Source organism: Streptomyces sp. NPDC033845 (assembly GCF_055576225.1).
Map to the genome: position 1 here is coordinate 200558 of NZ_JBVIRI010000008.1, position 25075 is coordinate 225632.

The following is a 25075-nucleotide window of genomic DNA, read 5'->3' on the forward strand; positions in this document are numbered from 1 at the left end:
TTCGGTCCGGTCCGTCCGGTCCGGTCCGTCCGGTCCGGTCCACCCGGTGTGGTCCGCCGGGCTCGTTCTTGTGCTCGTAGCTTGCCCGGGGCCGGGTACCGGGCGCCTCCGTGGTGACCACGGAGAGCACTACGGATAATGGCCCGGTGTCCACTCCAGCGATCTCTGCCCGGGAAGCCGATGTGCTCCGGCTCCTCGGGGAGCATCTGAGCAACGCCGAGATAGCCGCCCGGCTGTTCATCTCCGTACGGACGGTGGAGTCCCATGTCTCCTCGCTGTTGCGGAAGTTGGAGGTGGCGGACCGGCGGGAGCTGTCCCGGCGGGCGCCCGGGCCGGCCGCCGGCGGGCTGCCGCTCCCGGCCGCCGCGCTGCCGGCTCCGCTCACGGTGTTCGTCGGGCGGACCAGGGAACGCGCGGAGCTGGCCGAGGCGGTGACGGAGCGTCGGCTGGTGACCGCGGTCGGTCTGGGCGGGGTGGGCAAGACCCGGCTGGCCCTGACGGTGGCGGCCGAGGTGGCGGGCGGTTTCGCGGACGGGGTCTGCTTCGTCGACCTGGTCCCGGTCACCGATCCCGGGCGGGTGGGCGCGGCGGTCGCGGCGGCCCTGGGCGTGGGTGAGCAGCCCGGTCGCGGAATCGACGACGCGCTGGTCGCCGCGTTGGCGGACCGCCGGGCGCTGCTGGTGCTGGACAACTGCGAGCAGGTGCGCGAGGGGGTGGCGCCGTTCCTGGAGCGGCTGCTGGTGGCCTGTCCGGGGATCCGGGTGCTGGCGACCAGCCGGGCCCGGCTGCTGGTGCCGTTCGAGTGGGTGTTCCCGGTTCCGCCGCTGTCCCGTACGGGTGGCGGCGGCTCGGAGGCGGTGGCCCTGTTCCTGGAGCGGGCGGCGGCGGTCGGCAGGGCGCCGGATCCGGCGGAGCGCGATCGCATCGCGGCGCTGTGCGAGCGGCTCGACGGCATGGCGCTGGCGATCGAGTTGGCGGCGGCGCGCTGGTCCACGCTCGGTCTGGACGGTCTGGCGGCGGGTCTGGGCGACCAGTTGCGGATCCTGGCCGGCGGTCCGCGGGCCGACGGCCGGCACCGGTCGGTGCGGGCCGTCCTCGACTGGAGCCATGACCTGCTGGATCCGGAGGACCGGGCGCTGCTGCGCCGGGTGTCGGTGTTCGTCGCCCCGTTCACCGCGGAGGCCGCCGCCGAGGTGGCCGGGTTCGGCGCGCTGGAGGCGGCCGGGGTCGCCGACGGGCTGGGCAGGCTGGCCGAGCAGAGCCTGCTCGCCGTGCTCCCGTCCGCCACCGGCACCCGCTACCAGGCGCTGGAGACCGTGCGCCAGTACGGGGCGGAGCGGCTCGCCGGGGCGGATGAGCTGGACGGCACCCGGTCCCGGCATCTGGAGTGGTGTCTGGCCGGTGCGGACGGGCTCGCGGACGGCGGCGGCCCGGACTGGCGGGTCCGGTTCGACGCGGTCGCGGAGGAGCTGCGGGCCGCCTCGGCCTGGGCGGCGGGCCGGCCGGAGCGGCGCGCGGACGCGTGCCGGCTCGCCCTGTCGACGGCCGGTCCGGCGTTCACCCGGAACCTGTTGGGCGAGGCCCAGGAGTCGTACGAGCGGGCGGCTTCGCTGAGTACGGGCACGGCGGCCGCGGCCGCGTTGCGGCAGGCGGCGGGGGTGGCCGGGTGCCGCAGGCTCGGTGACCACATGTACCGGCTGCACCTGGCCGCCGCCGAGGCCGCCCTCGGGGCCGGGGACGAGGCCGGGGCCGCCCGGGACCTGGCGGCCGCCGCCACCGTCGCGTACCGGTTCTCCAGCACGTTCGCCGGCCGGGTGCCGCCCGTGGAGGAGGTCGGCGGACTGCTGGCGCGGGCCCGCGGGCTGGCCGGTGACCACGGGGATCCGGCCACCGGGTCGGCCCTCGCGCTGGCCGAGGCGGCGGTGGTCGCGGACGCGTTCGGGGCGGTCCAGGGGGCTGTGGACAACACGGCGCCGGACACCGTCGCGTGTGCCGCCCGGGCCGTCGAGCTGGCCCGGCTGGCGGGCGACCCGGTGGCCCGGTCGGCCGCCCTCGACGCGCTGTCCGGTGCCCGGAGCTGGGCCGGTGAGAGCTTCGAGGCCGCTGCCGCGGCGCGGGCCCGGATCGACATCCTGAGCTCGGCGCCCGGCACCCCGGCACGGACGCACGAGCTGATCGACGCCCTCGCCATGGCCGCGGCGACCGCCGTGGGCACGGGTGAGCTGGCGGCGGCCCGCCGGTGGGGCGGTCTGCTCGCGGACCATCCCCAGCTGGTGGAGGTGGGCGACCACGCCACCTCCTGGCTGCTGGTCGCGGACGCGTTCGCGGGCCGGGCCGAGGCGGTGCTCGCCAACGGCGCCCGCTTCCGGGACACCTGGGAGCAGGCGGGCCGGCAGCGTTCCTTCTCGCTGGGTCCGGCCGCCGCGGCCGTGGCGATGGTCCACGGCCTGCGGGGCGATCGGGAGGCCCGGGCGGCCTGGCTCGCGATCACCGACCGGGCGGGCGGCGAGGAGGACCACCGGCACGGCCACGGAGCCGTGTTCGACGCGATGGTCCTGCTCCACCACGGGGACGCGCAGGCGGCCGTGGAACGGCTCGGCCCCGAGCCGGAGCAGGTGTGGAAGTGGGTGTGCTGGGTCTGGCTGCACTGGTACGCGGCGCTGCGGGCCGAGGCCGCCGTCCTCGCCGGGCATCCGGAGGCCCGGGGGCGGATCACCGCCGCCCGCGCCCTGGTCACCGGTAACCCGGTCGCCACCGCCCTGGTGGACCGGGCCGAGGCGCTGCTCGACGGCGACCCGGCGCGGCTGCTCGCCACCGCGGCGGCGTTCGAGGCGGCCGACTGCCGCTACCAGTGGGCGCGTACGCTCCTGCTGGCCGGGGGCACGCACGCCGAGACCGGCGCCTCCGCACTGACCGAACTCGGCCTGGCGGGCGGCGCGGCCTAGCGGGCGGCCAGGCGCTCCAGCAGGGTGGCGCTTCGGGCCAGCAAGGCCCGCTCCTCGTCGGTGAGTTCGAGCTCGATGGCCTGGGCGAGCCAGCCGGCCCGGCGGCTTCGCTCCGCTTCCAGCGCGGCCCGGCCCGCGTCCGAGAGCTCGACCAGGGACTTGCGGCCGTCCGTGGGGTGCGCGCGGCGGGTGATCAGGCCCTGCTCCATGAGCAGCCCCACCGCGCGGGCCATCGACTGCGGGCGCACCCGCTGATCGGTGGCCAGGTCGCTGGTGGTCATGGCGCCGTTGCGGTCGAGTGCGCCGAGGACGGCGACCTGGCCCAGCGGGATGCGGTCCTCGTGCTGGACCCGTCGGGTGAGCCTGCCCATGGCGGTGCGCAGTTCAGCGGCGATGGCGGCGGCTTCCGGGGTGGGCATACGGCACTTTACCCCGGCGGTCGGGGGAACCGTGCAGGTCATCGGGAGAACCGTGCAGGTCATGCGTACAGCCATGCTGTACAGCAATACTGCACAGCCAAACTGCACAGCATTGCTGTAGTGTTTGGTTCGTCGGGGTCGGCGCCAGCGCTGTCGCAACAAGGCCGCGACACCCACGACAACGGGAAGGACCTCCCATGTCCGCACAGGCAGTCGCACCCATCGACACCGCCATCCGGAACGTCACCGCCCGCCGGATCATCGACAGCCGGGGCAACCCCACGGTCGAGGTCGACGTGGTCCTCGCGGACGGCTCCCAGGGCCGCGCGGCCGTTCCCTCCGGCGCCTCCACCGGCGCCCGGGAGGCCGTGGAACTGCGCGACGGGGACTCCGCACGCTGGCACGGCAAGGGGGTCGACCGCGCGGTCGCCCATGTCAACGGCGAGATCGCGGCGGCCGTCCGCGGCCTGGACGCCGCGGACCAGCCGGGGCTCGACAGCGCGCTGATCGCCCTCGACGGCACCGCCACCAAGTCCCGGCTCGGCGCCAACGCCGTCCTCGGCGTCTCCCTCGCCACCGCCAAGGCCGCCGCGGCCGCGCACCGCCTGCCCCTCTACCGCTACCTGGGCGGAACCGGAGCCGACCTGCTGCCGCTGCCCATGATGAACATCGTCAACGGCGGCGCCCACGCCGACAACCCGCTGGATTTCCAGGAGTTCATGATCGCCCCGGTGGGCGCGGACACCTTCGCGGAAGCCGTCCGGATGGGCAGCGAGGTCTTCCACACCCTGCGCCGCGACCTGCTGGCCGCCGGACACTCCACGGGCGTGGGCGACGAGGGCGGCTTCGCCCCCGCGCTGCGCACGGCCGAGGAGGCACTCGACTTCGTCATGGCCGCCATCGAGCGCACCGGCTACCGCCCGGGCACGGACATCGGCCTCATCATGGACCCGGCCTCCTCGGAGTTCTTCGCGGACGGGGTCTACGACTACGCGGGCGAGGGCGTGCGCCGCACCCCCGCCGAGCAGGTCGACTACCTGGCCAAGCTGATCGACGCCTATCCGATCCTCTCCATCGAGGACCCCATGGCGGAGAACGACTGGGAGGGCTGGCGCGAGCTGACCTCCCGGGTCGGCGACCGTTGCCAGCTCACCGGCGACGACCTGTTCTGCACCAGCGAGGCACTGCTGCGCGAGGGCATCGCCACCGGCGCCGGCAACTCGATCCTGATCAAGGTCAACCAGATCGGCACCCTGACCGAGGCGCTGGCCTCCGTGGCCACCGCCCACCAGGCCGGCTGGACCGCCGTCATGTCCCACCGCTCGGGCGAGACGGAGGACACCACCATCGCCGACCTGGCGGTGGCCACCGGCTGCGGCCAGATCAAGACCGGCTCCCTCTCCCGCTCCGACCGCACCGCCAAGTACAACCAGCTGATCCGCATCGAGGAGGAACTGGGCGCGTCGGCCCGCTACGCGGGCCGCTCCGTCTTCCGCCACCTCTCCGACCTGGCCGGCTGAAACGATCCGAGCCATCCAAACGATCCAAACGATCCAAACGATTCGAACGATTCGAACCGTGACAGGATTCGGTCCGTTCAAATCCTTCGCACCACTTGAACCATCCGATCCAGGGGGAACACTTGTCACCGCGCTCTCAGCGCCTGGGCCGCCTCGCGGCCTGCACCGCCCTCGCCCTCACCGCGGGCACCCTGCTCTCCGCCGCGCCCGCCGTCGCCGGCACCCCGGCCCCGGTCGTGCCCGACAGCGGGCCGCGGCCCGGGACGGCCGCCGCTCCCGCGCCCGACCGGCCGCTCTCCCGCCCCGTGAAGACCGGTCTCGCCGGCAAGGCGGCCAAGCCGCGCATGGACGTGGACGGCGACGGTTACACCGACCTGATCTACCGCACCCACTGGGCGTACCACTTCATCGCCCTCTCCGGCTCCGGCACCGGCCCCACCGTCCAGTTCACGATCCCCGGCACCGAAACCGACACCCCCCGGGACACCCTCTCGCTGGGCAACGTGCGCGGCGGCCCGGGCCCCGAGCTGCTGCTCTGGTTCGGGGACGGCCGTCTGTCCATGACGGGCGCCACCGCCACCGGGACCTCCGGGGTGAGCTGGACCGGCACCGGCTGGCAGATCTACAACAAGCTCGTCGCCACCGGGGACCTGACCCGGGACGGCCGCGGCGACCTGCTCGCCCGCACCCCCTCCGGTGACCTCTACCTCTACCGGGCCACCGGATCCGGCAGCGGGAACCCGTTCGCCAACCGGATCAAGGTGGGCAGCGGCTGGGGCGTGTACGACCAGATCCTCGGCGCCAACGACGTCGACGCCGACGGGGTCGCCGACCTCCTGGCCAAGGACCTCGACGGCAAGCTGTACTACTACAAGGGCACCGGCAGCGCCTCCGCCCCCTTCAGGTCCCGCACCCTGGTCGGCGGCGGCTGGAACATCTACAGCAAGCTGTTCAGCCTCGACGACTGGACCGGTGACGGCAAGGCCGACCTGGTCGCCCTCCAGCCCAACGGCGACATGTACCTCTACCCCTCCGCCGGCAACGGCCGGTTCGGCGGCCGGGCCCGGATCGCCCAGCAGTGGCTCGACCCCGAGGTCATCGTCAACTCGGGTGTCACCCCCACGTTCGGCAAGCACGGCGTGGTCGGCATCACCACCGCCGACGAGATCCGCGAGCACGTCAACCTGACCAACGGCCGCTTCTACAGCGACACCGTCAACCCGACCAAGCCCTGGGAGAAGGGCCGGACGCTGGTGGTCGCCGCCGGTCTCGACAAGTTCAACTGGGTCAACCGGCTGGGCTGGACCGGCACCGAACTGTTCAACCGCACCCGGAACAACGCCAAGGTCAACGGCGACTTCACCGGAACCGACCTGGTGGTCGCCCCCGGTGACCTCACCGGCAACGGCCTCGGCGACCTGCTGACCCGCGACCGGGCCGGCACCCTCTGGCTGCGGGCCGGCAACGGCACCGGAACCTGGTTCGGCAGCCCGGTGAAGGTCGGCGCGGGCTGGGGCGCCTACAACCGTGTCCTCGGCGGCTCGGACATCACCGGCGACGGCCGCACCGACCTGCTGGCCACCTCGCCCGACGGCAAGCTCTACCTGTACCGCGGCACCGGGAACGGCTCCGCTCCCTTCGCCGCCCGCGAACTCGTCGGCTCCGGCTGGAAGGCGTACAACGCGCTGGCGGTCACCGGGGACCTCAACGGCGACGGCCGCGCCGATCTCGCCGCCCGGGACTCGGCCGGCGGCCTGTGGCTGTACAAGGCCACCGGCTTCGGCGGCACCAAGACGCTCGGCAGCCGCGCGTACCTCGACAAGGGCTGGAACAAGTACGCCCAGATCGGCTGAGCAGGCTGAACGGACCACCGCGCCGGGCCGCCCCCCATTCCGATTCGGGGGGGGCGGCCCGGCCGGTGCGACGGCTCCGGTCAGCCCGTCGGGTCGGTGGGATCGGTCGGCTCCCTGGGATCGGTCGGGTCGGTCATGATCTCCCGGACCTCCTGTGGGCAGCGGCAGGCGGCGGCGATCCTCGCCGCCCACTCCAAGGCCTCCGCGCGCGAGGGCACATCGACGATCGAGAACCCGCCGACCACCGCCTTGGTCTCCGGATACGGCCCCTCGGCCACCGCCCCGTCCACGGACACGACGCTGGCGCGCTGGCTCTCCACCCCACCGCCGAACACCCACACACCGGCCTCCCGGGCCTGCCGCACCACCTCCAGCGAGGCCTCGGCCACCTCGGGCAGCTCCTCCTCGGAGAGGATCATCGAGCCGTCGTCGAACGAGATCAGATACCGCGCCATCCCTGTCTCCCTTTCTCCCTCAGCCGTCCGCCGACGGCCGGTCCGCCAGACCGATGACCCCGCAGGCCAGCCGGGCACCGGCGTTGCCCGTGGTCAGGGACTGCGGATGACCGCCCAGACCCAGATCGTCTCCGTCCCCGTGGACGACGAGGGAGCGGCCGAGGACGCTGTCGGGGCCCGACAGCGCCAGCAGTCCGTCCACCAGGTCCACGGAGGCGACCCCGTTGCGGTCCGCCAGGATATTGCCCAGGTCGCCGGTATGGCGGCCGGCCGCCGCCGGGCCTCCGTGCCGCCCGTGACCGTGCCGGTCGAAGTGGCTTCCGGCCGCCGCGCAGCCGTCGCTGAGGTCACCGAACTCGTGGACGTGGAAACCGTGGTGCCCCGGCGAGAGCCCGGCCACACGGCCACTGACCCGCACCCCCTCGGGCACCTCCTCGAAGCGGAGGGTTCCGACCACACCCGCCCTGTCCAGCACCGCGACGGCCCGCACTCCCCCGGCGGCGTGACCCGCGGGCACCGGCGCCGGCGCCACCGCTGATGACGGATCGGGCGCACCGACCAGGCCCATACCGAGGACCACCGCTGTCGCCGCTGTCGCCGCGGCCGTGCGCAAGGCGCGCCCCGCTCCGGCGCCGCCACCCGTACATCTGCCCGTCATCCCACGCATGTTCATGCCCGGGCAACGATCCGGCCCCCCTCCGGGGCACGTCCGTCGGGACAGCTCCGTCGCGAGGCACGCCCAGGGGTGCGCCGCGAGATCCGTCCGGGTGTCTCCCCGCACCGGGGGCCCGCTGTGCAGATCGGGCCGGACCGGCGATATTCCGATCATGACCCTTCCGAGCTCCGTTCCCGACCAAGGGGACCCGGACGGCCGGCCCACGTGGGCGGGCCGGAACTACTCGCTGCTCACGGCCTCCGCCGTCATCACCAACCTGGGCGCCCACGGGGCCCTCATCGCCACCGCGTTCGCCGTGCTGGAGGCCGGCCGGCGGGTCGGGCGGCGACGTGGGCCTGGTGGCGGCCGCGCGGACCCTGCCGCTGGTGCTGTTCCCGCTGGTCGGCGGAGCGGTCGCGGACCGGCTGCCACGACACCACGTGATGGTCGCGGCCAATGCGCTGAACTGTGTCTCGCAGGGTGCCTTCGCCGCCCTGGTCCTGCTCGGCGAACCACAGCTGTGGCAGATGATGGTGCTGACCGCGCTCTGCGGCACCGGACAGGCCTTCTTCAACCCGGCCGCCGAAGGCATGCTGCTGGCCACCGTGTTCGGCGAGGACACCAACCGGGCCTTCGCCCTCTACCGGATGGCGGTCAACGGCGCCGGAATCGGCGGGGCCGCCCTCGGCGGGGCCATGATCGCCGCCATGGGACCCGGCTGGGTCCTCGCCGTGGACGCCGCCGCCTTCGCCGTCTCCGGCGCCCTGCGCGCCTTCCTCGACGTCAGCCGCACCACCGGCCGGACAGCGGGCGGCGGACTGCTCGCCGACCTCCGGGAGGGCTGGGTGGAGGTCCGGTCCAGGCCCTGGCTGTGGAGCATCATCGCCCAGTTCTCGGTGGTCGTCGCCGTGGTCGGGGCCGCCGAGTCCGTGTACGGGCCGCTGGTGGCCCGCGAGCACCTGGGCGGGGCGGCACCCTGGGGCATCGCCCTCGCCTTCTTCGGAGTGGGCACCATCGGCGGCGCGCTGCTGATGGTGGTGTGGAAGCCCCGCCGACTGCTGCTGTCGGGCAACCTGTTCGTGTTCCTCCTCGCGACCCCGGCCGCCGGCCTGGCCGTTCCGCTGCCCACCTGGGGGCTGTGCCTGGTGATGTTCGCCAGCGGGGTCACCGTCGAGATCTTCGGCGTGAACTGGATGACCGCCCTGCACCAGGAGATCCCCGAGGACAAGTTCTCCCGGGTCTCGGCCTACGACTGGTTCGGCTCGGTCTCCATGCTGCCGCTCGCCACGGCGCTGGCCGGCCCCGCCGAGGCCGCGTTCGGCCGGACCGAGGCGCTCTGGGGGTGCGCCGGGCTCGTCGTCCTGGTCACCGCCCTCACCTTCCTGGTCCCCGAGGTCCGCGAGCTCAGCCGCACCCCGGCCAAGGCCCCGGCACCCCCCGCGCCCCCCGCTGCCCCCCACGCCCCGGCCGTGGCTCCCGCTCCCGAACAGGCTTAGGCGGCCCGTACGGACTTCACCCGTTCGGCGGCGTACCGGATGAGGCGCGGCCGGGCCGGCGGCAGGCTGGCAGGGGTGCGCGCGCCGCGCGGGCCTCGGAGGAGAGGACGCGGCCGATGAGCTGGCAGATGCCCGTGGGCAAGGGGAGGATCACGGCGAAGTACCGGCAGCCCGGGGGCTGGGCCGCCGGCTTCCACACCGGCGTCGACTTCGGCTGCCCCACCGGGACCCCGGTCGCGGCGGTCGGGCCGGGCTCGGTGGTGGTGGCGGGCGACCAGGGCGCGTACGGGAACTGCGTGATCCTGCGCATGGAGGACGGGCGGTTCACCCTCTACGCCCACCTCTCCAGCATCGAGGTCAAGGCCGGCCAGCAGGTGGCCGGCGGCCGGCGCCTGGGCCTGTCCGGGGCGACCGGGAACGTCACCGGGCCCCATCTGCACTTCGAGGCGCGCACCGCCAACAGCTACGACGGGCACACCGACCCCCTTGTCTATCTGGCGGGCAAGGGCGTGGCGAAGGCGGCCAAGGCAACGGCTGCCAAGACCACGGCGGCCAAGACGACGGCGTCCGGGACCGGAACGGCCAAGAGCGCGGGTGCGGGTGCGGGTGCGAAGAAGAGCACGGCGCGCGGGGCCGCCGTGCAGAAGGCGCCCGCCGCGTACACCGTCAAGGCCGGGGACACGCTCTCCGGAATCGCCCTGGGCAGGCTCGGCAGTGCCGCCCGCTACCCGGAGATCGCACGGCTCAACGGCATCACCGACCCCGACCGGATCCGGGTGGGGCAGAAGCTGAAGCTGCCGCCCCGGTAGTCCCGTCCGTCCAGGAGCCCGGGAGCCCAGGAGCCCAGGAGTTTGGGAGTCCAGGAGGTCGCGGTGGCCGAACCGCTCGGCGCCGACGCGTTTTCGGCGGCACTGGTGAACGAAGGCGTCCGGGTGGTCGGGCGTCCCGGCTGGCGCACCCACAACCGTGACCACAAGGGCCGGTGGGGCCCGGTGCACGGGGTGATGGTGCACCACACGGTGACCCGGGGCATCGAGGCCACCCTCGCGCTCTGCGCCGACGGACACGGCGAGTTGCCGGGTCCGCTGTGCCACGGGGTGATCGGCAAGGACGGGACCGTGCACCTGGTCGGATACGGCCGCGCCAACCACGCGGGGCGCGGCGACCCGGCCGTCCTCGCGGCGGTGAAGGCCGAGGGGCCGCTGCCGGCGGTCAGCGCGGCGACCACGGACGGGAACCGGCACTTCTACGGCTTCGAGTGCGAGAACCTCGGCGACGGCAGGGACCCCTGGCCGGCGGCCCAGGTGGACGCCGTGGTGCGGGTGTGCGCGGCGCTCTGCCGGGCCCACGGCTGGGGCACCACCGGGGACACCTCGGTGATCGGCCATGCCGAGTGGCAGCCGGGCAAGGTGGATCCGAGGGGGCCGGGCATCACCATGCCGGAGGTCCGGGCCGCGGTGGCCCGCCGGTTGCGGACGAACTGACCGGCCCGCCTCGGCGTCGGCGGGCGGCGGTGTCAGTGGGCGGCGGTGTCGTCGGGCGGCGCGCGGTCCCGTTCCCCGTCGCGCCGGTCGCCGGTCGCCGGTCGCCGGTCGCCGGTCAGGGTGCAGTCCGGTCTCCGCCCGTGCGTCCCGGCGGCACCGGGGCCGGTCACGCCCTAGCGTGGTCGCGGAAGCGATCCGGGCGGTCCGAAGCCCGGAACCAGGCCCACGGAGGCACTTGTGACCACCACCCCCGCCCTCGCCGAACTCACCGGGGACTACGTGCTCGACCCCGCGCACACCCGGATCGGCTTCATCGCCCGCCACGCCATGGTGACCAAGGTCCGGGGAGCGTTCCACCAGTTCGAGGGCACCGCCCACCTCGACGGCACCGACCCGGCCCGGTCCACCGCCCAGGTGGTGATCAAGGCCGAGAGCATCGACACCGGTGTGGAGCAGCGTGACCAGCACCTGCGGGCCAATGACTTCCTGGACGTCCCCAACTTCCCCGACATCACCTTCCGCACCACCGCGGTCGAGCCGCGTTCCGAGACCGAGTACCGCGTCACCGGTGATCTGACCATCAAGGACACCACCCGTCCGGTGAGCATCGACTTCGAGTACACCGGCAGCGCCGTGGACCCCTTCGGGAACCAGCGGGTCGGCCTGGAGGGTTCGGTGTCCATCTCCCGGAAGGACTTCGGGGTGACCTGGAACGCGGCTCTGGAGGGCGGCGGCGTGCTGGTCGGCGACAAGGTCGTCCTGGAGTTCGACATCTCGGCGATCAAGCAGGTCTGAGGGCGGACCGAGGCCGGGACGCGACCGCGGGCGGACCCGGGGCCGGAGCCGACCGCCCCCGGGACGGGAGTCGGAGGAGCGGTCGGCCCGCGGCCCGCCGTACGGACGGCGCTCAGTCGAGCGGGTCGAGGGTGAGGTAGGCCGCCTGCGGGGAGCCGTCGTGGACGAGGGACTCGTGGGCGCCCACGTCGTCGAAGGCGAAACCGTACGCCTTGCCGTCGGCCATCTGCGCGTGGATCTTGCGGGAGTAGTGGTTGGTCACCGCGTCCCGGTAGAAGTCCGCCGGGCCGGTGTCGGGCTGGTTGGGGTTGGTCAGCAGTGTGGAGCGGTTGAAACCTGCGCACAGGGTGCGTGAGATGGGGCCGCGCACCTGGTCGTTGGGGGCGTCGAGACGCTTGTAGCAGCCGAACACGCTGTCGGAGTCGGGCTTCTGGAACGAGGTGACCACCCGCCCCGAGGGGTCGGTGAAGTTCATGACCCCGCCGGAGACCCGGCCCTGGTACTTGAGGGCCGGCTGGTTCGCGAAGGGCGTGACGGTCAGCGGGGTGGAGGCGTACTTCGTCCAGACCCGGTTGATGTAGTCGTCGAGGACCCCGGCCGGCAGGGCCCCGGCCTCGATGCCGTGCCCGGGGGCCAGGGCCCGCAGGACGGTGCCGTCGGAGCGGGTCTGTACGAGGTTCGCCCAGCCGCCGGGCTGGGCGCGCAGGGAGGAGTAGAAGCCACGGTAGCCGCCGGGCTTGAGGCGGCCGGTGGTGGCGGTGGTGCCGTTGGGGCGCTTGACGCCGACGGCGTAGGGGACGGAGAACATGTCCACCTGCGTGCTGTTGATCCACACTCCGTCGTTGTTGAGCGTGTACTCGGACCAGTTGAAAAGGATGTTGCGGTTGGGGTCCGAGGGGTTCTGCACGGCGGGCTGGACCAGACCGCCGGTGGTCAGTTTGAACACCAGCTTCTGGCCGTAGCTGAAGTAGACGCGGCCGGAGAACTTGGGCATCCGGATCGTCTTGGTCTGCCCGGCGGCGGGCCCGGGGATGGAGGCGTCCGGTGCGGGGGTGGGCGGATTGCCGCCGGCCGGCCAGGGGTGGAAGGTGCCGTTGGCGTCGGCCCAGCCCTGGCGGCCGGTCGAGAGCTGGGTGCCGATGTTGTAGACGTAGACCTGGTCGGTGCGGCCGGACTTGTTGCTGATGGTCAGCGGGATCGTCTCGGGGACCGCGGCCTCGGCGGCCGGGGAGGGGCCGGCCACGACCAGATAGCCGCCCAGCAGGGACGCGGCGGCCAGCGGCACCAGCAGGGCGGCGGGACGGTACCGGGTGCGGGTCCCGAGGGCGCCGCGCTGCGCGTGGCGGGCGCGGGCGGTGCGGTGGGTGCGATCGGCGCGGGCGGCGCGGTGGGGGTCGCGATGGGTCATGTGCGGCTCCTGGATGTGGGGGATCCTGGGTCTGAGAGCGCTCTCAGACCCAGGATGGTGACGATGGCGGGTGCATGTCAATGGCCAGACCCCTCGGCATGGTCTGGACCTGCCCCTCCAGGACCGCCAAAGAGCTATGCCCTGATTGCCCGGATATTGTGGTTGATGTGATCGAGTCTGGACGGCCGTGGCTCCCTCGGCGTTACGGCCGGGGGACGCTGGTGCGGCTGTCGCCGGTCCTGCTCACCGTCGTGATCGCCAGTCTGGCCTACGCCACTCCGCCGGAAATGGCCTTCAGCCGGCTGCTGCCCGCCGCACCGGCCCTGGCGGCGGCCATGTGGCCGGTCCTCCCGACCGTGCTCCTCGGCACGGTCTGCCTCTGTCTGATGATCGGCCTCGGCATGGTCTTCCCCGACCTGGGCACCTGGTGGACGGCCGCCGGGATCATCGCGGTCACCGTGGCCGCCGCGTACGGCAGCCACGTCCGGCTCCAGCGGGAACGCACCCTCATCCAGGTGCGGCTCGTCGCCGACGCCGCCCAGCAGGTGGTGCTGAGCCCCATCCCGCGCCGGTTCGGAAACGTGGAGATCGAATCCCTCTACCTGGCGGCCGCCGCGGAGGCCAGGATCGGCGGGGACTTCTACGAGGTGGTCGACACGCCCTTCGGGGTCCGGCTGCTGATCGGCGACGTACGGGGCAAGGGCCTGCCCGCGGTCGGGGCGGCCGCGGCGATCGTCAACGCCTTCCGGGAGGCGGCCTACGGCGAACCCGACATGGTCGACGTGGCCCGCCGGCTGGACGCCAGCAGCACCCGCTACAACGCGGCCTTCCCGCCCGACGGGCCGATGGAACGGTTCGCCACCGCCCTCCTGGTGCAGATTCCGCACACCGGCGGCCGGATCGACATCCTCAACTGCGGACACCCCCCACCGCTGCTCCTGAACCACGGCAGGCTCCGCGTACTCGACCCCGCGGCGCCCGCCCCCCTGCTCAGCCTCGCGGAGCTGATCGGGGAGCACTACAACATCGACACCTTCGACTTCGCCCCCGGCGACCTGCTGCTCCTCTACACGGACGGGATCGCCGAGGCCCGGGCCCGCGACGGCGAGTTCTTCCCGCTGGCCTCGTGGATGGGGCGACAGCCCCCGACACCGCCCCGCGAGCTGCTCACCGGGCTGCACCACGACCTCCTCCGGTACACCCGGGGGCGGCTGGACGACGACATCGCCGCCCTCGCCGTACGACTCCGCGAGTCCTGAGCGGGACGCGAACGCCGACGGCCCGGCCGGGGTGACCGGCCGGGCCGTGACGGTACTCGTGGTGCTGGGGGTACTCGCCGTCAGGCAGCGGTGGTGATCGCGGCCGCCGGGGCGGCCTCGGCCGGGACCGGATCCGTCGCCGTGTCCGTGTCCGTGGCCGTGTCCGTGGCCGTGGCCGGGGCCGTGTCCGGGGCCGTGGCCGGGGCCGTGGCCGGGGCCGGGGTCCGGCGCAGGCCCTTCAGGAGGATGACCAGCCCGGCCGTGGTGGCCGTACCGGCGGCGATGGCGATCAGATACAGCAGCGGGTTCCCGATCAGCGGGATGACGAAGATGCCGCCGTGCGGAGCCCTCAGGGTGCACTCGAAGGCCATCGAGAGCGCGCCGGTGACCGCGCCGCCCGCCATCGATGCCGGGATGACCCGCAGCGGGTCGGCCGCGGCGAACGGGATGGCGCCCTCGCTGATGAAGGAGGCCCCGAGGAACCAGGCCGCCTTGCCGTTCTCCCGTTCCGTCCTGGAGAACAGCCGGCCGCGCAGGGTCGTCGCCAGCGCCATCGCGAGCGGCGGGACCATGCCCGCGGCCATCACGGCGGCCATCACCTTGAGGCTGCCCTCGTTCGGGGTGGCGAGACCGCCGATGGCGAAGGCGTACGCGACCTTGTTGAGCGGTCCGCCCAGGTCGAAGCACATCATCAGGCCCAGGATGACGCCCAGGATGATCGCGTTGGCGCCGGAGAGGCCGGAGAGCCAGTCGGTGAGGGCCTGCTGGAGCGAGGCGATCGGCTTGCCGACGACCAGGAACATCAGGAACGCGGTGACGGCCGACCCGATCAGCGGCAGCACCACCACCGGCATGATCCCGCGGAGCGCCGTGGGGATCCTCAGCCGCTGTACGGCGAGGACCGTGCCGCCCGCGAGCAGACCGGCGATGAGACCGCCGAGGAATCCGGCGTTGATGGTGAGGGCGACGGAACCGCCGACGAATCCGGGGACCAGGCCGGGCCGGTCGGCCATTCCGTAGGCGATGTAGCCGGCCAGGACCGGCACCAGGAAGCCGAAGGCGAGACCGCCGGTCTGGAACAGGAGGGCCGCCCAGCTGGCGGACTCGGTCCAGACGAAGTGGTCGGCCACCGAGGGCGCCTGGTCGATGGTGTACCCGCCGATGGCGAAGGCCAGGGCGATCAGCAGTCCGCCGGCGGCGACGAACGGGACCATGTAGCTGACCCCGGACATCAGCCAGGTTCGCAGCTTGGCGCCGTAGCCGTCCTGCGGTTCGCCGGCCGCCTCCACCGGGGTGATCGGGGCGGACGCCCCGGTCTCGCCTCGGGCGGCCTTGTCACGGGCCTCGGCCAGGAGCTCGGCGGGGCGGTTGATCCCGGCCTTGACGCCGACGTCGACGACGGGCTTGCCGGCGAACCGGTCGCGCTCGCGCACGGGTACGTCATGGGCGAAGACCACGGCGTCGGCGGCGGCGATGGCCTCCGGGGTGAGCTTGGTGAACCCGGCCGAACCCTGGGTCTCGACCAGCAGGTGGATACCGGCGGCGCGGGCGGCCTGGGCGAGGGCTTCGGCGGCCATGTAGGTGTGCGCGATACCGGTGGGACAGGACGTGACGGCCACCATCCGCAGCGGCCGCCCACCACCCTCGGCCGCACCGACCGCACCGGCCGGCCGGTCCGCGCCATCGGGCGCGGCGGGCGCGGGGCGCTCGGCTCCGCCGGGAGCCGGGGCCTGCCCGGCCGTACGGGCCACTCCCCCGGCCGCGGCGAGTCCCGCCTCCACGGCTCCGCCGTGAGCGGCCACGGCGGCCGGTCGGTCCGCGCCATCGGGCGCGGCGCCGGCCTGGGCGGGAGCCGGGGCGTCGGCCGTGCCCGCGGCCTCGGCCGGGGCCGATGCGGGGGCGGGGCCCTTGGCCGCGGGCTGGCCCGCAGCCGAGCCTGCGGCCGGGGCCGGGGGCGCGACCGGAGCTGGGGCTGGGGCCGGGGAGTCGCCCGCGACCAGGGTGGCGGCCTCTTCCGGGGTGGTCGCCGCGCGGAGGGCCGTGACGAACTCGGGGCGCATCAGGCGGCGGGCCAGTCCGGACAGGATCGACAGGTGGGCGTCGTCGGCTCCGGCCGGGGCGGCGATCAGGAACACCAGGTCCGCAGGACCGTCGGACGCCCCGAAGTCCACTCCGGCCGGGGACCGGCCGAAGGCCAGGGTGGGGGCCGTGACGTGCGTGGACCGGCAGTGCGGAATGCCTATGCCGCCCTCCAGGCCGGTGGGCATCTGCGCCTCGCGGGCGGCCACGTCCGCCAGGAACCCGTCCAGGTCGGTGACCCGGCCGAGGGAGACCATCCGCAGCGCCAGGGCGCGCGCGGCCGCCTCCTTCGAGTCGGCGGCCAGGTCGAGGTCGACCAGTTCAGGGGTGATCATCTCGCTCATCGCGGGCTCCTTCGCACGCGTCGCAGGGTCATCGGGGACACCAGGGCTTCGCCCGGCGCCGGGGCGGGCGCCAGGCCCTGGCCGGAGGCCAAGGCTGTCGCGGGCGGCGTGCCCGCGGCCCCCGCCGGGGCCGGGTCCTCCCCCCGGGCACCCGGCACCGGGGCCGCAGCGCGCACCCGGTTCGGGGACGGGGCCTCGGCGGCGGCCAGGGCCTCGCCCGGCGCAGGGCCGGGCGCCGGCTCCGGCACGCTGCCCTCCGCCAAGGCCGGAGCACCCGCCGCCGGGGTCACAACCCGCACCCGGTTCGGGGACGGGGCCTCGGCGGCGGTCCGGGCCCCGCCCGGCGCTTCGCTCGGTGCAGGGCCGGGCGCCAGCTCCGGCACGCTGCCCTCCGCCAAGGCCGGAGCACCCGCCGCCGGGGTCACAACCCGCACCCGGTTCGGGGACGGGGCCTCGGCGGCGGGCAGGGCCTCGCCCGGGTCGCTCGCCGCAGGGGCCGTGGCGGGCGTGCGGTTCGTGGGAGGGGTTGCCGGGCGGGTCAGGGGGAGGTTGAGGGGGAGGTCGCGGGTGATGTGGACCTCGTGGGGGCGGAGGTGGGTGGGGGTCGGCATGGCGCTGCCGGGGAGTTGGACGGCGGCGGCGCCGTGGGCCAGGGCGGAGGCCAGGGCTGCCGGGCCGGTGCCTCCGGCGATCAGGAAGCCGGCGAGCGAGGCGTCGCCCGCCCCGACGTCGCTGCGGACGGCCTCGACCGGGGCGGTCCCGTAGTACGTGCCGCCCTCCTCCACCAGCAGCTGCCCGTCGCCGCCCAGGGAGGCGAGGACGGCGCCCGCGCCGAGCGCGCGCAGTTCCTCGGCCGCCGCGACCACGTCGCCGAGGGTGCGGAGCGGGCGTCCGACGGCCTCGGCCAGTTCGTCGGCGTTGGGCTTGACCACGTCGGGGCCGGCCGGCAGCGCGGCCAGCAGGGCCGGGCCGGAGGTGTCGAGGGCGATGCGGGTGCCGGCGTCATGGGCGCGGGCGACGACCTCCGCGTACCAGCGCGGGTCCAGTCCGCGCGGGAGGCTGCCGCAGCAGGCGGTCCAGTCGGCATCCGCCGAGCAGCCGCGCGCGGTGTCGAGGAGGAGGTCGGACTCCCCCGGGGTCAGTTCCGGACCGGGGGCGTTGATCTTGGTGAGGGTGCCGTCGGGTTCGGCCACGGAGATGTTGGAGCGGGTCGCCCCCGCGATGGAGACGGCCGTGACGTCCACGCCCTGCTCGCCGAGGAGTTCGGCGAGCAGCGCACCGGGGTGGCCGCCGAGCGGGAGTACGGCGGTGGTGCGGACGCCCGCCGCGGCCACCGCCCGGGAGACGTTGACCCCCTTGCCTCCGGGGTCGACCCGGTCCCGTCGGGCGCGCAGCACCTCGCCGCGGTCCAGTGCGGGGACCTCGTAGGTCCGGTCGAGGGACGGGTTGGGGGTGACGGTGAGGATCATGCGAGCGCTCCTTCCGTACCGGCGGCGGCTGCCTTCGATGCGTCCATGTGGGTTTACGTCCGTTCCGTGCCTGACTCTGTGGGTTCCCTCACCGTACGCCCAATTTCGGGCTGGAACGAAGAAAAGCGGGCCCGCTTGCCCACAGATTCGGACATTCGCAGAAAGTCGGGCCGAAGGACCCGGGCCCGAGGCCCCCGGCGGAGTGCACGAGCGCCGAGCCGGTACACCAACCGGTCGCCGTCGGGAGTGATCTACGAGGGCCCGGCTGGATCTCGTCGGTCGCCCGGCAAACCCCGCGCACCGCGATACCACCGCATCGAATTAACCCGGCGGCTTCTCCGGCCGGACCGGGCGCGGCGGCCGTTACGGTTCACCCGGATCCGGACCAAATCCCCCGTCCGGACCACCCTCGCACCCTCGCACCCCCGTCCTCACGTCCTCACGACCTCACGACCTCTCCACCCTTCGAGTCCCCGTACCGTCCCCGTCTCTCCCCCCGACGAACGACGCACCTCGTGAACCACCTGAACCGCGTGAAGGAGCCTTCCTCCGATGACCGTTGACACCAGCCCGGAAGCAGGGCTGGAGCCGCCCCGGCAGTCCAGCCTCGGCACGGCCGCCGCCCGGAACCTCGCCACCACGACCAAGTCCGCGCCGCAGATGCAGGAGATCACCTCCCGCTGGCTGCTGCGGGTGCTCCCCTGGGTGGAGACCAAGGGCGGCACCTACCGGGTGAACCGCCGGCTCAGTTACACCGTCGGCGACGGCCACATCGAATTCGTCCAGGACGGGGCGCAGGTCCGGGTGATCCCGCGCGAGCTGGGCGAGCTCGCCCTGCTGCGCGGCTTCGAGGACGACGAGGTGCTGACCGCGCTGGCCGGACGGTGCGTCCAGCGCGACTTCCGGCCCGGCGAGGTGCTCACCGAGCGCGGCGCCCCGGCCGGACAGATCCATCTGATCGCCCACGGCCGGATCCGGCAGACCTCGGTGGGCAAGTACGGCGAGGAGCACGCCGTCGCCGTGCTCGCCGACGGCGACCACTTCGGCCAGCACACCCTGCTGGACGCCGATGCCACCTGGGACAGCACCGCCACCGCCGAGACCGCCGGCACGCTGCTCACCCTGTCCCGCGACGAGTTCTCCGCCGTACTGGACGCCGCCCCCGGACTCCGTGCCCACGTAAGGGACTTCGGCTCACGGCCGCAGCAGCCGCAGAACCGGCACGGCGAGGCCGAGATCGCGATGTCGGCCGGCCACACCGGCGAGCACGAACTGCCCGGCACCTATGTGGACTACGAACCCCACCCCCGCGAGTACGAACTCTCCATCGCGCAGACCGTGCTGCGGGTGCACTCCAGGGTCGCCGACCTCTACAACGAGCCGATGAACCAGACCGAGGAGCAACTCCGGCTCACCATCGAGGCGTTGCGCGAACGCCAGGAGTTCGAACTCATCAACAACCGCGAGTTCGGGCTGCTCCACAACGTGGCCTTCAAGCAGCGGCTGCAGACCCATTCGGGCCCGCCCACCCCGGACGACCTCGACGAGCTGCTGTGCCGCCGCCGGGGCTCCAAGTTCTTCCTGGCGCATCCGCGGACGATCGCGGCGATGGGCCGCGAGTTCAACTCCCGCGGGCTCTACCCGGACCATGTCGACCTCGGCGGACAGCAGGTGCCGGCCTGGCGCGGGGTGCCCGTCCTGCCCTGCGGGAAGATCCCCATCAGCAAGGAGAACACCAGCACCATCCTGTGCATGCGCACGGGCGAGGACAACCAGGGTGTCATCGGGCTGCGCCAGACCGGGCTGCCGGAGGAGTACGAACCCGGGCTCTCGGTGCGCTTCATGGGCCTCGACGAGCGGTCGATCATCTCCTACCTGGTCACCACCTACTACTCCGCCGCCGTGCTCGTGCCGGACGCCCTCGGCGTACTGGAGAACGTGCAGATCGGCCGCCGGCACGAATAGGGGTCGTACGGGGCGGGGCGGGCAGCCGTCAGCGGCCCGCCCGGCACCCGGTACCGCTACCCGGTACGACCCACACCGGCACCCACACCGGCACCCAGCACCGGCCCGCTACCCCGGCCGGCCGGACCCGCCCGGATCCGGGGACAGCACCCGTCTCACCAAGGAGCTTTGGATGTCCGACCCCGGGCCTTCCACCGTCCAGTCGAGCCTGCCCGCAGCCGCGGCACGGTTCGGGGCCCCCCTCTTCACCGCGGTACTCGCCTCCGCCACCATCACACCGGTGGAGGTCTCCGAAGCCCCCGTCCCGGCCACTCCCGCCCCCGCCCCCACCCCCGTCTCCGCGCCCGAAACCGCTCCCGACGCTGCCCCCGCACTGGCCCGGATCCTGCGGGGTCCCAGCGGTCTGGGCACCATCGGCCTGTACTTCACCCCGGGCCCGCTCGCGGAGTCCCGGGAGTCGACGGGACCGGGGCACGAGGGCGAACCGGGGAATCCGGGGGAACCGGCCGCCGGTCGCCCCGTCCCCGGCCTCTACCACCACCCCGTACCGGAACCCGATCCGGCGCGGGTGGCGGAGGTCAGCGCCCGGATCAAGGCCTGGGCGCTGGAGGAGGTGGACCTCTTTCCGGAGGAGTGGGAGGACCAGTTCGACGGCTTCTCCGTGGGCCGGTACATGGTCGCCTGCCATCCGGACGCGCCCACCGTCGACCATCTGATGATCGCCACCCGGCTGATGGTCGCCGAGAACGCGGTGGACGACTGCTACTGCGAGGACCACGGCGGTTCGCCGATCGGCCTCGGCGGCAGGCTGCTGCTGGCGCACACCGCCCTCGACCACCTGCACACCACACCGGAGTACCAACCGCAGTGGGCCGAGTCCCTGCACTCGGACGCCCCCCGCCGGGCCTACCGCTCGGCCATGGAGTACTTCGTCCGGCAGTCCACGCCCTCCCAGGCCGACCGCTACCGGCACGACATGGCCCGGCTGCACCTCGGCTATCTGGCCGAGGCGGCCTGGAGCCAGACCGAGTACCTGCCGGAGGTGTGGGAGTACCTCTCCATGCGGCAGTTCAACAACTTCCGCCCCTGCCCCACCATCACCGACACCGTCGGCGGCTACGAACTGCCGGCGGACCTCCATGCGCAGCCCGCCGTACAGCGGGTGATCGCGCTCGCCGGCAACGCCACCACCATCGTCAACGACCTCTACTCCTACATGAAGGAACTGTCCGCACCCGGACGCCACCTGAACCTGCCGGTGGTGATCGCCGAACGGGAGGGCCGGTCGGAGAAGGAGGCCTACCTCAAGGCCGTGGAGGTCCACAACGACCTGATGCGCGCCTTCGAGGAGGAGGCCGCCGCCCTCGCCACCGCCCTGCCCGTCCCCAGTCTCCAGCGCTTCCTGCGGGGAGTCGCCGCCTGGGTCGACGGCAACCACTACTGGCACCAGACGAACACCTTCCGCTACAGCCTGCCCGATTTCTGGTAAAGATGGGATTCCCCATGACGAGCACCGAATTCACCGCCGATTCCGCCTTTGCCCCTTCCGTGGTCATCCCGACGCCGACGACCCCCTACCAGGGGGACATCGCCCGCTACTGGGACCACGAGGCCCGGCCCGTGAACCTGCGCCTCGGCGATGTGGACGGCCTCTACCACCACCACTACGGCATCGGGGACGTCGACCACGCCGCCCTCGGCGACACCTCCGACAGCTCCTACGAGAAGCGGCTGATCGCCGAACTCCACCGGCTGGAGTCCGCGCAGGCCGAGCTGCTCCTCGACCACCTCGGCCCGATCGGCCGCGGGGACACCCTCGTGGACGCGGGCTGCGGGCGCGGCGGGTCCTCGGTGATGGCCCACCAGCGCTTCGGCTGCACGGTGGAGGGGTTCACCCTCTCGGCCAAGCAGGCCGAGTTCGGCAACCAGCGCGCCCGGGAACTCGGCATCGACGGCCATGTCCGCGCCCAGGTCTGCAACATGCTGAGGACGCCCTTCGAGACCGGTTCGATCGCCGCCTCCTGGAACAACGAGTCCAGCATGTACGTGGACCTGGAGGACCTGTTCGCGGAGCACTCGCGGATGCTGCGGGTCGGCGGCCGCTACGTGACCATCACCGGCTGCTGGAACCCGCGTTACGGCCAGCCCTCCAAGTACGTCTCGCAGATCAACGCGCACTTCGAGTGCAACATCCACTCCCGACGCGAGTACCTGCGCGCGATGGCCGACAACCGCCTCGTCCCGCAGGCGGTCATCGACCTGACCCCCGAGACCCTGCCCTACTGGGAGCTGCGGGCCACCTCCCAGCTGGTCACCGGGATCGAGGAGGCGTTCATCAACTCCTACAAGGACGGCTCCTTCCAGTACGTCCTGATCGCCGCCGACCGGGTCTGACCCCCGGCGCCCGGAGTCCCACGGCCCGCCGGTCCGCCCGCGCAGGGGTGGGCCGGCGGGCCTTCCGCCTGCCCTTGACCGGTCACCGGGCAGCGCGCGTCCGGAGGAGGTCCAGGGCGGCGGCCACGGTGTCGCGCAGGGTCTCGCGGACCGGCACGCCGTGGCGGTGGGCGACATGGATGAGGTAGCGGTTGCGTTCGGGGTTGGGGCAGTCGGGCGGGCAGCCGAGCACCGCCCGGCCCGTGCCCACGTCCAGGCCGAACTCGACGTTGGTGGTGAAGCCGGGCAGGGAGACCAGGTCGCGGGGGATCCAGAAGAGGATCGCGTCGGCCTGCCGGCGGGCCTCGGTCTCCCAGTCGACCTGGTCGTCGTAGTGGACGGGCCGGAATCCGCCCCGGGACTCGGGGTTGAGGACCGTCAGGGTCCGCCGGTCCTTCCACTGGGCCGCCAGTTCCCCGATGGCATCGGGTCTCCAGGAGGGGACCGGGCCGTTGGAGCGCGGGCTGGGGCCGGCCAGGAAGACGCTGGGCCCCGGGGCGGCGGGGAGGGGTTCGCGGGCGTACACGAGGTTCGGGGTCACGATCGTCATGACCGGATCCTCCCCCGCATCCCGGATCCGCACGCCGCCCCGCGCCCGCCCGTGGGCGCGCCCTAGGAACGGGTGTAGCGCAGCTGGACGACGCCGTTGGCGAAGGTGTGGGTGCCTTCCAGGCGGAGCGGTACCGGTCCGCCGTCCAGTTGCGGGAAGAGCGGTGTGCCGCGGCCGATGCGTACCGGATGCACGTAGATCCGGAAGGCGTCCACCAGGTCGTGGGCCAGGAACTCGGCGGCCAGCCGGGCGCCCCCGAGGCCCAGCGGTCCGCCCGGGGCGGCCTTCAGGGCGGCCACCTCCTCCGGGACGACCCCGCGGACCAGGGTGGCGTTGTGGCCGACCTGCTGGAGGGTGCGCGAGTACACGTACTTGGGGGTGTCCCGCCAGATGCGGGCGAAGTCGGCCATCGGAGCGGTGTCGGCCGGGTCCGTGTCGACGGTCGGCCAGAACTCCTCCATCAGCTCGTACGTGACACGGCCCTCCAGGAAGCCGCCCATCGCGCGGGCCTCGTCGTTGAGGTGCCGGTGCACTTCGTCGTCGACGAGGTGCCAGTCGATCTGCCGTTCGGGCCCTTCCGTGTATCCGTCGAGGGACACCGAGGCCATGAGGATGATCTGCCGCATGGCCCGCCACGCTACTCCGGGCCGGGCTCCCCCGGTGGGACCGGCGCCCGTCGGGCCCGCCTCCGGGCCCCCGGACTACGCTGGTCCGGGGGTCTCGATCAGGGAGGCCGTGGTGAGCGGTGGGAACGACCAGCGGTTCCATCTGGACCAGGACGGGCACTCGATCACCGTCGTCCGGGATGCCGCCGGGCGCCGGACCGAGCTCCTGGTGGACGGCAGGGTCGTCGACTCGGCCCGTACCCGGAACCGGGCGCCGACCGAGCTGCGCGGGGTACTCGACGGGGGCGGCGGCCCGGACGGCGGCCCGCGGCCCTTCAGCATCCGGGTCGGGCGGGCCGACATTCCCGGTGGGGAGCCGCTGTGCAGTCTGGAGAGCGGCGGACGGTCCTATCTGATGCCGCTCGTGCCGCTCACCCGGCGGGAGGAGTGGCCGGCCGAGCCGGTGCCCGATCCGCGCACCCCGGGCGAGCTGCTGGCCCGCTGGCGGGCCCGCCTGCGGCGGCGCCGCGCATGAGACCGGCTCAGGGCCCGTCGGTCACCGGACCGGACACGGGAACCGGAGCCGGAACGGATGCGGGCGCCGGTACGGGATCCGGTGCGGGGGCCGGGGTCAGCCCCAGGGCCGGCAGCAGGGCCGCGTCGACGAACCTGTGGAGGTAGTCGGCGTCCGCGTAGCGGCCCTCCAGGGTCGGCCGGATCCGCATCACGCCCATCAGCTGGGCTGGCAGGAACGCGGCGGCGGGATGACCGGCGGGGATCTCGCCGCGCTCCACCGCCCGCGCGACCATCGTGTCGAAGGCGGCGAGTTCCGGTTCCACCAGCGCCTCGCGCAGGGCGGCCTGGAGTTCCTCGTCGCCGAGTACGGCGTGGCCGAGGGCCTGGGTGAGCAGGGTGTCGCGGCCCGAGGTGCAGGCGGCGATCCGGGCGGCCTCGTGGAGGTCCCCGGCCAGTGAGCCGGTGTCCACGGCCGCCAGGGTGCCCTGGCGGCTGGCCCGGAGGGCGGCGGCGACCAGCCGGGGCTTGGTCTGCCACTGGCGGTAGAGGGTGGACTTGCCGCAGCTCGCGCGGGCGGAGACGCCCTCCATGGTCAGGGCCTCGTAACCGTGCTCGCGCAGTTCCTCCAGGACGGCCGCGAAGAACTCCCGCTCCCGCTCCGGCGTGATCTTGGAGCGGCGCGCGGTGGCCGGCCGCGGCGTCGACGTCGGCGTCATGGTGGTGCGGCTCTCCTCGGTCGAGGTTCGTCTGCGAGTCCGTCCCTCCCAGCATATCGGAACGGCAACGTATCGGTACATTGTCGTATCGATACTTCTGCGTATCGAT

19 protein-coding genes and 2 pseudogenes are annotated in these 25075 nt (G+C 73.5%); 12 read left to right on the forward strand and 9 right to left on the reverse strand.

Translation table 11 applies throughout. From position 1 onward, the window contains the following. Positions 1-146 precede the first annotated feature (146 nt). Positions 147-2945 (forward strand): ATP-binding protein, encoded by a 2799-nt coding sequence (locus tag ACZ50K_RS19495; protein WP_468904415.1) that lies wholly within the window; start codon positions 147-149, stop codon positions 2943-2945. Here ACZ50K_RS19495 and ACZ50K_RS19500 read toward each other — a convergent pair. Next, positions 2942-3364: a MarR family winged helix-turn-helix transcriptional regulator gene (locus ACZ50K_RS19500; protein WP_468904417.1), complete on the reverse strand. Its 423-nt coding sequence runs from the start codon at positions 3362-3364 to the stop codon at positions 2942-2944. The two genes, ACZ50K_RS19495 and ACZ50K_RS19500, sit on opposite strands and share 4 nt — an antisense overlap. A gap of 197 nt (positions 3365-3561) precedes the next feature. On the opposite strand from ACZ50K_RS19500, the gene eno reads away from it, so the two are divergent. Both eno and ACZ50K_RS19510 read left to right on the forward strand, forming a co-directional pair. After that, positions 3562-4884 carry a phosphopyruvate hydratase gene (gene eno / locus ACZ50K_RS19505; RefSeq protein ID WP_468904418.1) on the forward strand — a complete coding sequence of 441 codons (1323 nt, stop codon included), beginning with the start codon at positions 3562-3564 and terminating at the stop codon, positions 4882-4884. A 122-nt stretch (positions 4885-5006) separates the two neighbouring features. Continuing rightward, positions 5007-6737 carry an FG-GAP repeat domain-containing protein gene (locus tag ACZ50K_RS19510; protein WP_468904420.1) on the forward strand — a complete coding sequence of 577 codons (1731 nt, stop codon included), beginning with the start codon at positions 5007-5009 and terminating at the stop codon, positions 6735-6737. An 80-nt stretch (positions 6738-6817) separates the two neighbouring features. On the opposite strand, the gene ACZ50K_RS19515 is transcribed toward ACZ50K_RS19510, so the two are convergent. Next, complete coding sequence (locus ACZ50K_RS19515) at positions 6818-7192, reverse strand: YciI family protein (RefSeq protein WP_468904423.1); 375 nt, start codon at positions 7190-7192, stop codon at positions 6818-6820. Between the two features lie 19 nt (positions 7193-7211). Beyond that, on the reverse strand, positions 7212-7709 hold the full coding sequence (locus ACZ50K_RS19520; protein ID WP_468904425.1) for a superoxide dismutase family protein: 498 nt from the start codon (positions 7707-7709) through the stop codon (positions 7212-7214). A gap of 310 nt (positions 7710-8019) precedes the next feature. Here ACZ50K_RS19520 and ACZ50K_RS19525 point away from each other — a divergent pair. The 4 genes and pseudogenes from ACZ50K_RS19525 (at position 8020) to ACZ50K_RS19540 (ending at position 11622) form a co-directional block, all read left to right on the forward strand. Then, positions 8020-9343: pseudogene (locus ACZ50K_RS19525) on the forward strand (MFS transporter). Between the two features lie 116 nt (positions 9344-9459). Next, positions 9460-10152: a peptidoglycan DD-metalloendopeptidase family protein gene (locus ACZ50K_RS19530; protein WP_468904426.1), complete on the forward strand. Its 693-nt coding sequence runs from the start codon at positions 9460-9462 to the stop codon at positions 10150-10152. A 63-nt stretch (positions 10153-10215) separates the two neighbouring features. Continuing rightward, entirely contained in the window at positions 10216-10827 is a 612-nt protein-coding gene (locus ACZ50K_RS19535; RefSeq protein ID WP_468904724.1) for an N-acetylmuramoyl-L-alanine amidase, read from the forward strand. A gap of 237 nt (positions 10828-11064) precedes the next feature. Then, positions 11065-11622, forward strand: coding sequence for a YceI family protein (locus ACZ50K_RS19540; protein WP_468904429.1), 558 nt, complete (start codon positions 11065-11067; stop codon positions 11620-11622). 112 nt (positions 11623-11734) lie between these two features. On the opposite strand, the gene ACZ50K_RS19545 is transcribed toward ACZ50K_RS19540, so the two are convergent. Then, positions 11735-13030: a glycoside hydrolase family 64 protein gene (locus ACZ50K_RS19545; RefSeq protein ID WP_468904431.1), complete on the reverse strand. Its 1296-nt coding sequence runs from the start codon at positions 13028-13030 to the stop codon at positions 11735-11737. 221 nt (positions 13031-13251) lie between these two features. On the opposite strand from ACZ50K_RS19545, the gene ACZ50K_RS19550 reads away from it, so the two are divergent. Then, the gene (locus tag ACZ50K_RS19550) at positions 13252-14289 is read left to right on the forward strand and encodes a PP2C family protein-serine/threonine phosphatase (protein WP_468904434.1); all 1038 of its coding nucleotides are present in this window, start codon (positions 13252-13254) and stop codon (positions 14287-14289) included. Positions 14290-14369: 80 nt separating this feature from the next. Here ACZ50K_RS19550 and ACZ50K_RS19555 read toward each other — a convergent pair whose 3' ends face one another. Together ACZ50K_RS19555 and pfkB are read right to left on the reverse strand one after the other, a co-directional pair. Then, positions 14370-16712 carry a PTS fructose transporter subunit IIABC gene (locus tag ACZ50K_RS19555; RefSeq protein WP_468904437.1) on the reverse strand — a complete coding sequence of 781 codons (2343 nt, stop codon included), beginning with the start codon at positions 16710-16712 and terminating at the stop codon, positions 14370-14372. A gap of 524 nt (positions 16713-17236) precedes the next feature. Beyond that, positions 17237-18181 (reverse strand): annotated as a pseudogene (pfkB, locus tag ACZ50K_RS19560) (1-phosphofructokinase); the annotation flags it as partial. Between the two features lie 552 nt (positions 18182-18733). Between pfkB and ACZ50K_RS19565 the strand changes: the two are divergent. The 3 genes from ACZ50K_RS19565 to ACZ50K_RS19575 all read left to right on the forward strand — a co-directional run bounded on the left by ACZ50K_RS19565 (position 18734) and on the right by ACZ50K_RS19575 (position 22540). Beyond that, positions 18734-20146: a family 2B encapsulin nanocompartment shell protein gene (locus ACZ50K_RS19565; protein WP_468904438.1), complete on the forward strand. Its 1413-nt coding sequence runs from the start codon at positions 18734-18736 to the stop codon at positions 20144-20146. 172 nt (positions 20147-20318) lie between these two features. Beyond that, the gene (locus ACZ50K_RS19570) at positions 20319-21635 is read left to right on the forward strand and encodes a family 2 encapsulin nanocompartment cargo protein terpene cyclase (RefSeq protein ID WP_468904440.1); all 1317 of its coding nucleotides are present in this window, start codon (positions 20319-20321) and stop codon (positions 21633-21635) included. A gap of 14 nt (positions 21636-21649) precedes the next feature. Beyond that, the gene (locus tag ACZ50K_RS19575) at positions 21650-22540 is read left to right on the forward strand and encodes a geranyl diphosphate 2-C-methyltransferase (RefSeq protein ID WP_468904443.1); all 891 of its coding nucleotides are present in this window, start codon (positions 21650-21652) and stop codon (positions 22538-22540) included. An 82-nt stretch (positions 22541-22622) separates the two neighbouring features. On the opposite strand, the gene ACZ50K_RS19580 is transcribed toward ACZ50K_RS19575, so the two are convergent. Continuing rightward, complete coding sequence (locus ACZ50K_RS19580) at positions 22623-23129, reverse strand: nucleoside 2-deoxyribosyltransferase domain-containing protein (RefSeq protein WP_468904445.1); 507 nt, start codon at positions 23127-23129, stop codon at positions 22623-22625. 62 nt (positions 23130-23191) lie between these two features. Then, positions 23192-23755: a dihydrofolate reductase family protein gene (locus ACZ50K_RS19585; RefSeq protein ID WP_468904447.1), complete on the reverse strand. Its 564-nt coding sequence runs from the start codon at positions 23753-23755 to the stop codon at positions 23192-23194. 112 nt (positions 23756-23867) lie between these two features. On the opposite strand from ACZ50K_RS19585, the gene ACZ50K_RS19590 reads away from it, so the two are divergent. Beyond that, positions 23868-24269, forward strand: coding sequence for a hypothetical protein (locus ACZ50K_RS19590; protein WP_468904449.1), 402 nt, complete (start codon positions 23868-23870; stop codon positions 24267-24269). A gap of 7 nt (positions 24270-24276) precedes the next feature. On the opposite strand, the gene ACZ50K_RS19595 is transcribed toward ACZ50K_RS19590, so the two are convergent. Further along, a complete protein-coding gene (locus ACZ50K_RS19595) occupies positions 24277-24966 on the reverse strand; it encodes a TetR/AcrR family transcriptional regulator (protein WP_468904451.1) in 690 nt (229 codons plus the stop codon). Positions 24967-25075 lie beyond the last annotated feature (109 nt).

What these genes read in the sequence shown, in the direction of transcription:
- ACZ50K_RS19565 (WP_468904438.1), top strand. Translation starts at nt 18,734, where the DNA reads ATGACCGTTGACACCAGCCCGGAAGCAGGGCTGGAGCCGCCCCGGCAG.
- ACZ50K_RS19555 (WP_468904437.1), bottom strand. Translation starts at nt 16,712, where the DNA reads ATGAGCGAGATGATCACCCCTGAACTGGTCGACCTCGACCTGGCCGCC.
- ACZ50K_RS19545 (WP_468904431.1), bottom strand. Translation starts at nt 13,030, where the DNA reads ATGACCCATCGCGACCCCCACCGCGCCGCCCGCGCCGATCGCACCCAC.
- ACZ50K_RS19500 (WP_468904417.1), bottom strand. Translation starts at nt 3,364, where the DNA reads ATGCCCACCCCGGAAGCCGCCGCCATCGCCGCTGAACTGCGCACCGCC.
- ACZ50K_RS19530 (WP_468904426.1), top strand. Translation starts at nt 9,460, where the DNA reads ATGAGCTGGCAGATGCCCGTGGGCAAGGGGAGGATCACGGCGAAGTAC.
- ACZ50K_RS19575 (WP_468904443.1), top strand. Translation starts at nt 21,650, where the DNA reads ATGACGAGCACCGAATTCACCGCCGATTCCGCCTTTGCCCCTTCCGTG.
- ACZ50K_RS19515 (WP_468904423.1), bottom strand. Translation starts at nt 7,192, where the DNA reads ATGGCGCGGTATCTGATCTCGTTCGACGACGGCTCGATGATCCTCTCC.
- eno (WP_468904418.1), top strand. Translation starts at nt 3,562, where the DNA reads ATGTCCGCACAGGCAGTCGCACCCATCGACACCGCCATCCGGAACGTC.
- ACZ50K_RS19580 (WP_468904445.1), bottom strand. Translation starts at nt 23,129, where the DNA reads ATGACGATCGTGACCCCGAACCTCGTGTACGCCCGCGAACCCCTCCCC.
- ACZ50K_RS19585 (WP_468904447.1), bottom strand. Translation starts at nt 23,755, where the DNA reads ATGCGGCAGATCATCCTCATGGCCTCGGTGTCCCTCGACGGATACACG.
- ACZ50K_RS19570 (WP_468904440.1), top strand. Translation starts at nt 20,319, where the DNA reads ATGTCCGACCCCGGGCCTTCCACCGTCCAGTCGAGCCTGCCCGCAGCC.
- ACZ50K_RS19595 (WP_468904451.1), bottom strand. Translation starts at nt 24,966, where the DNA reads ATGACGCCGACGTCGACGCCGCGGCCGGCCACCGCGCGCCGCTCCAAG.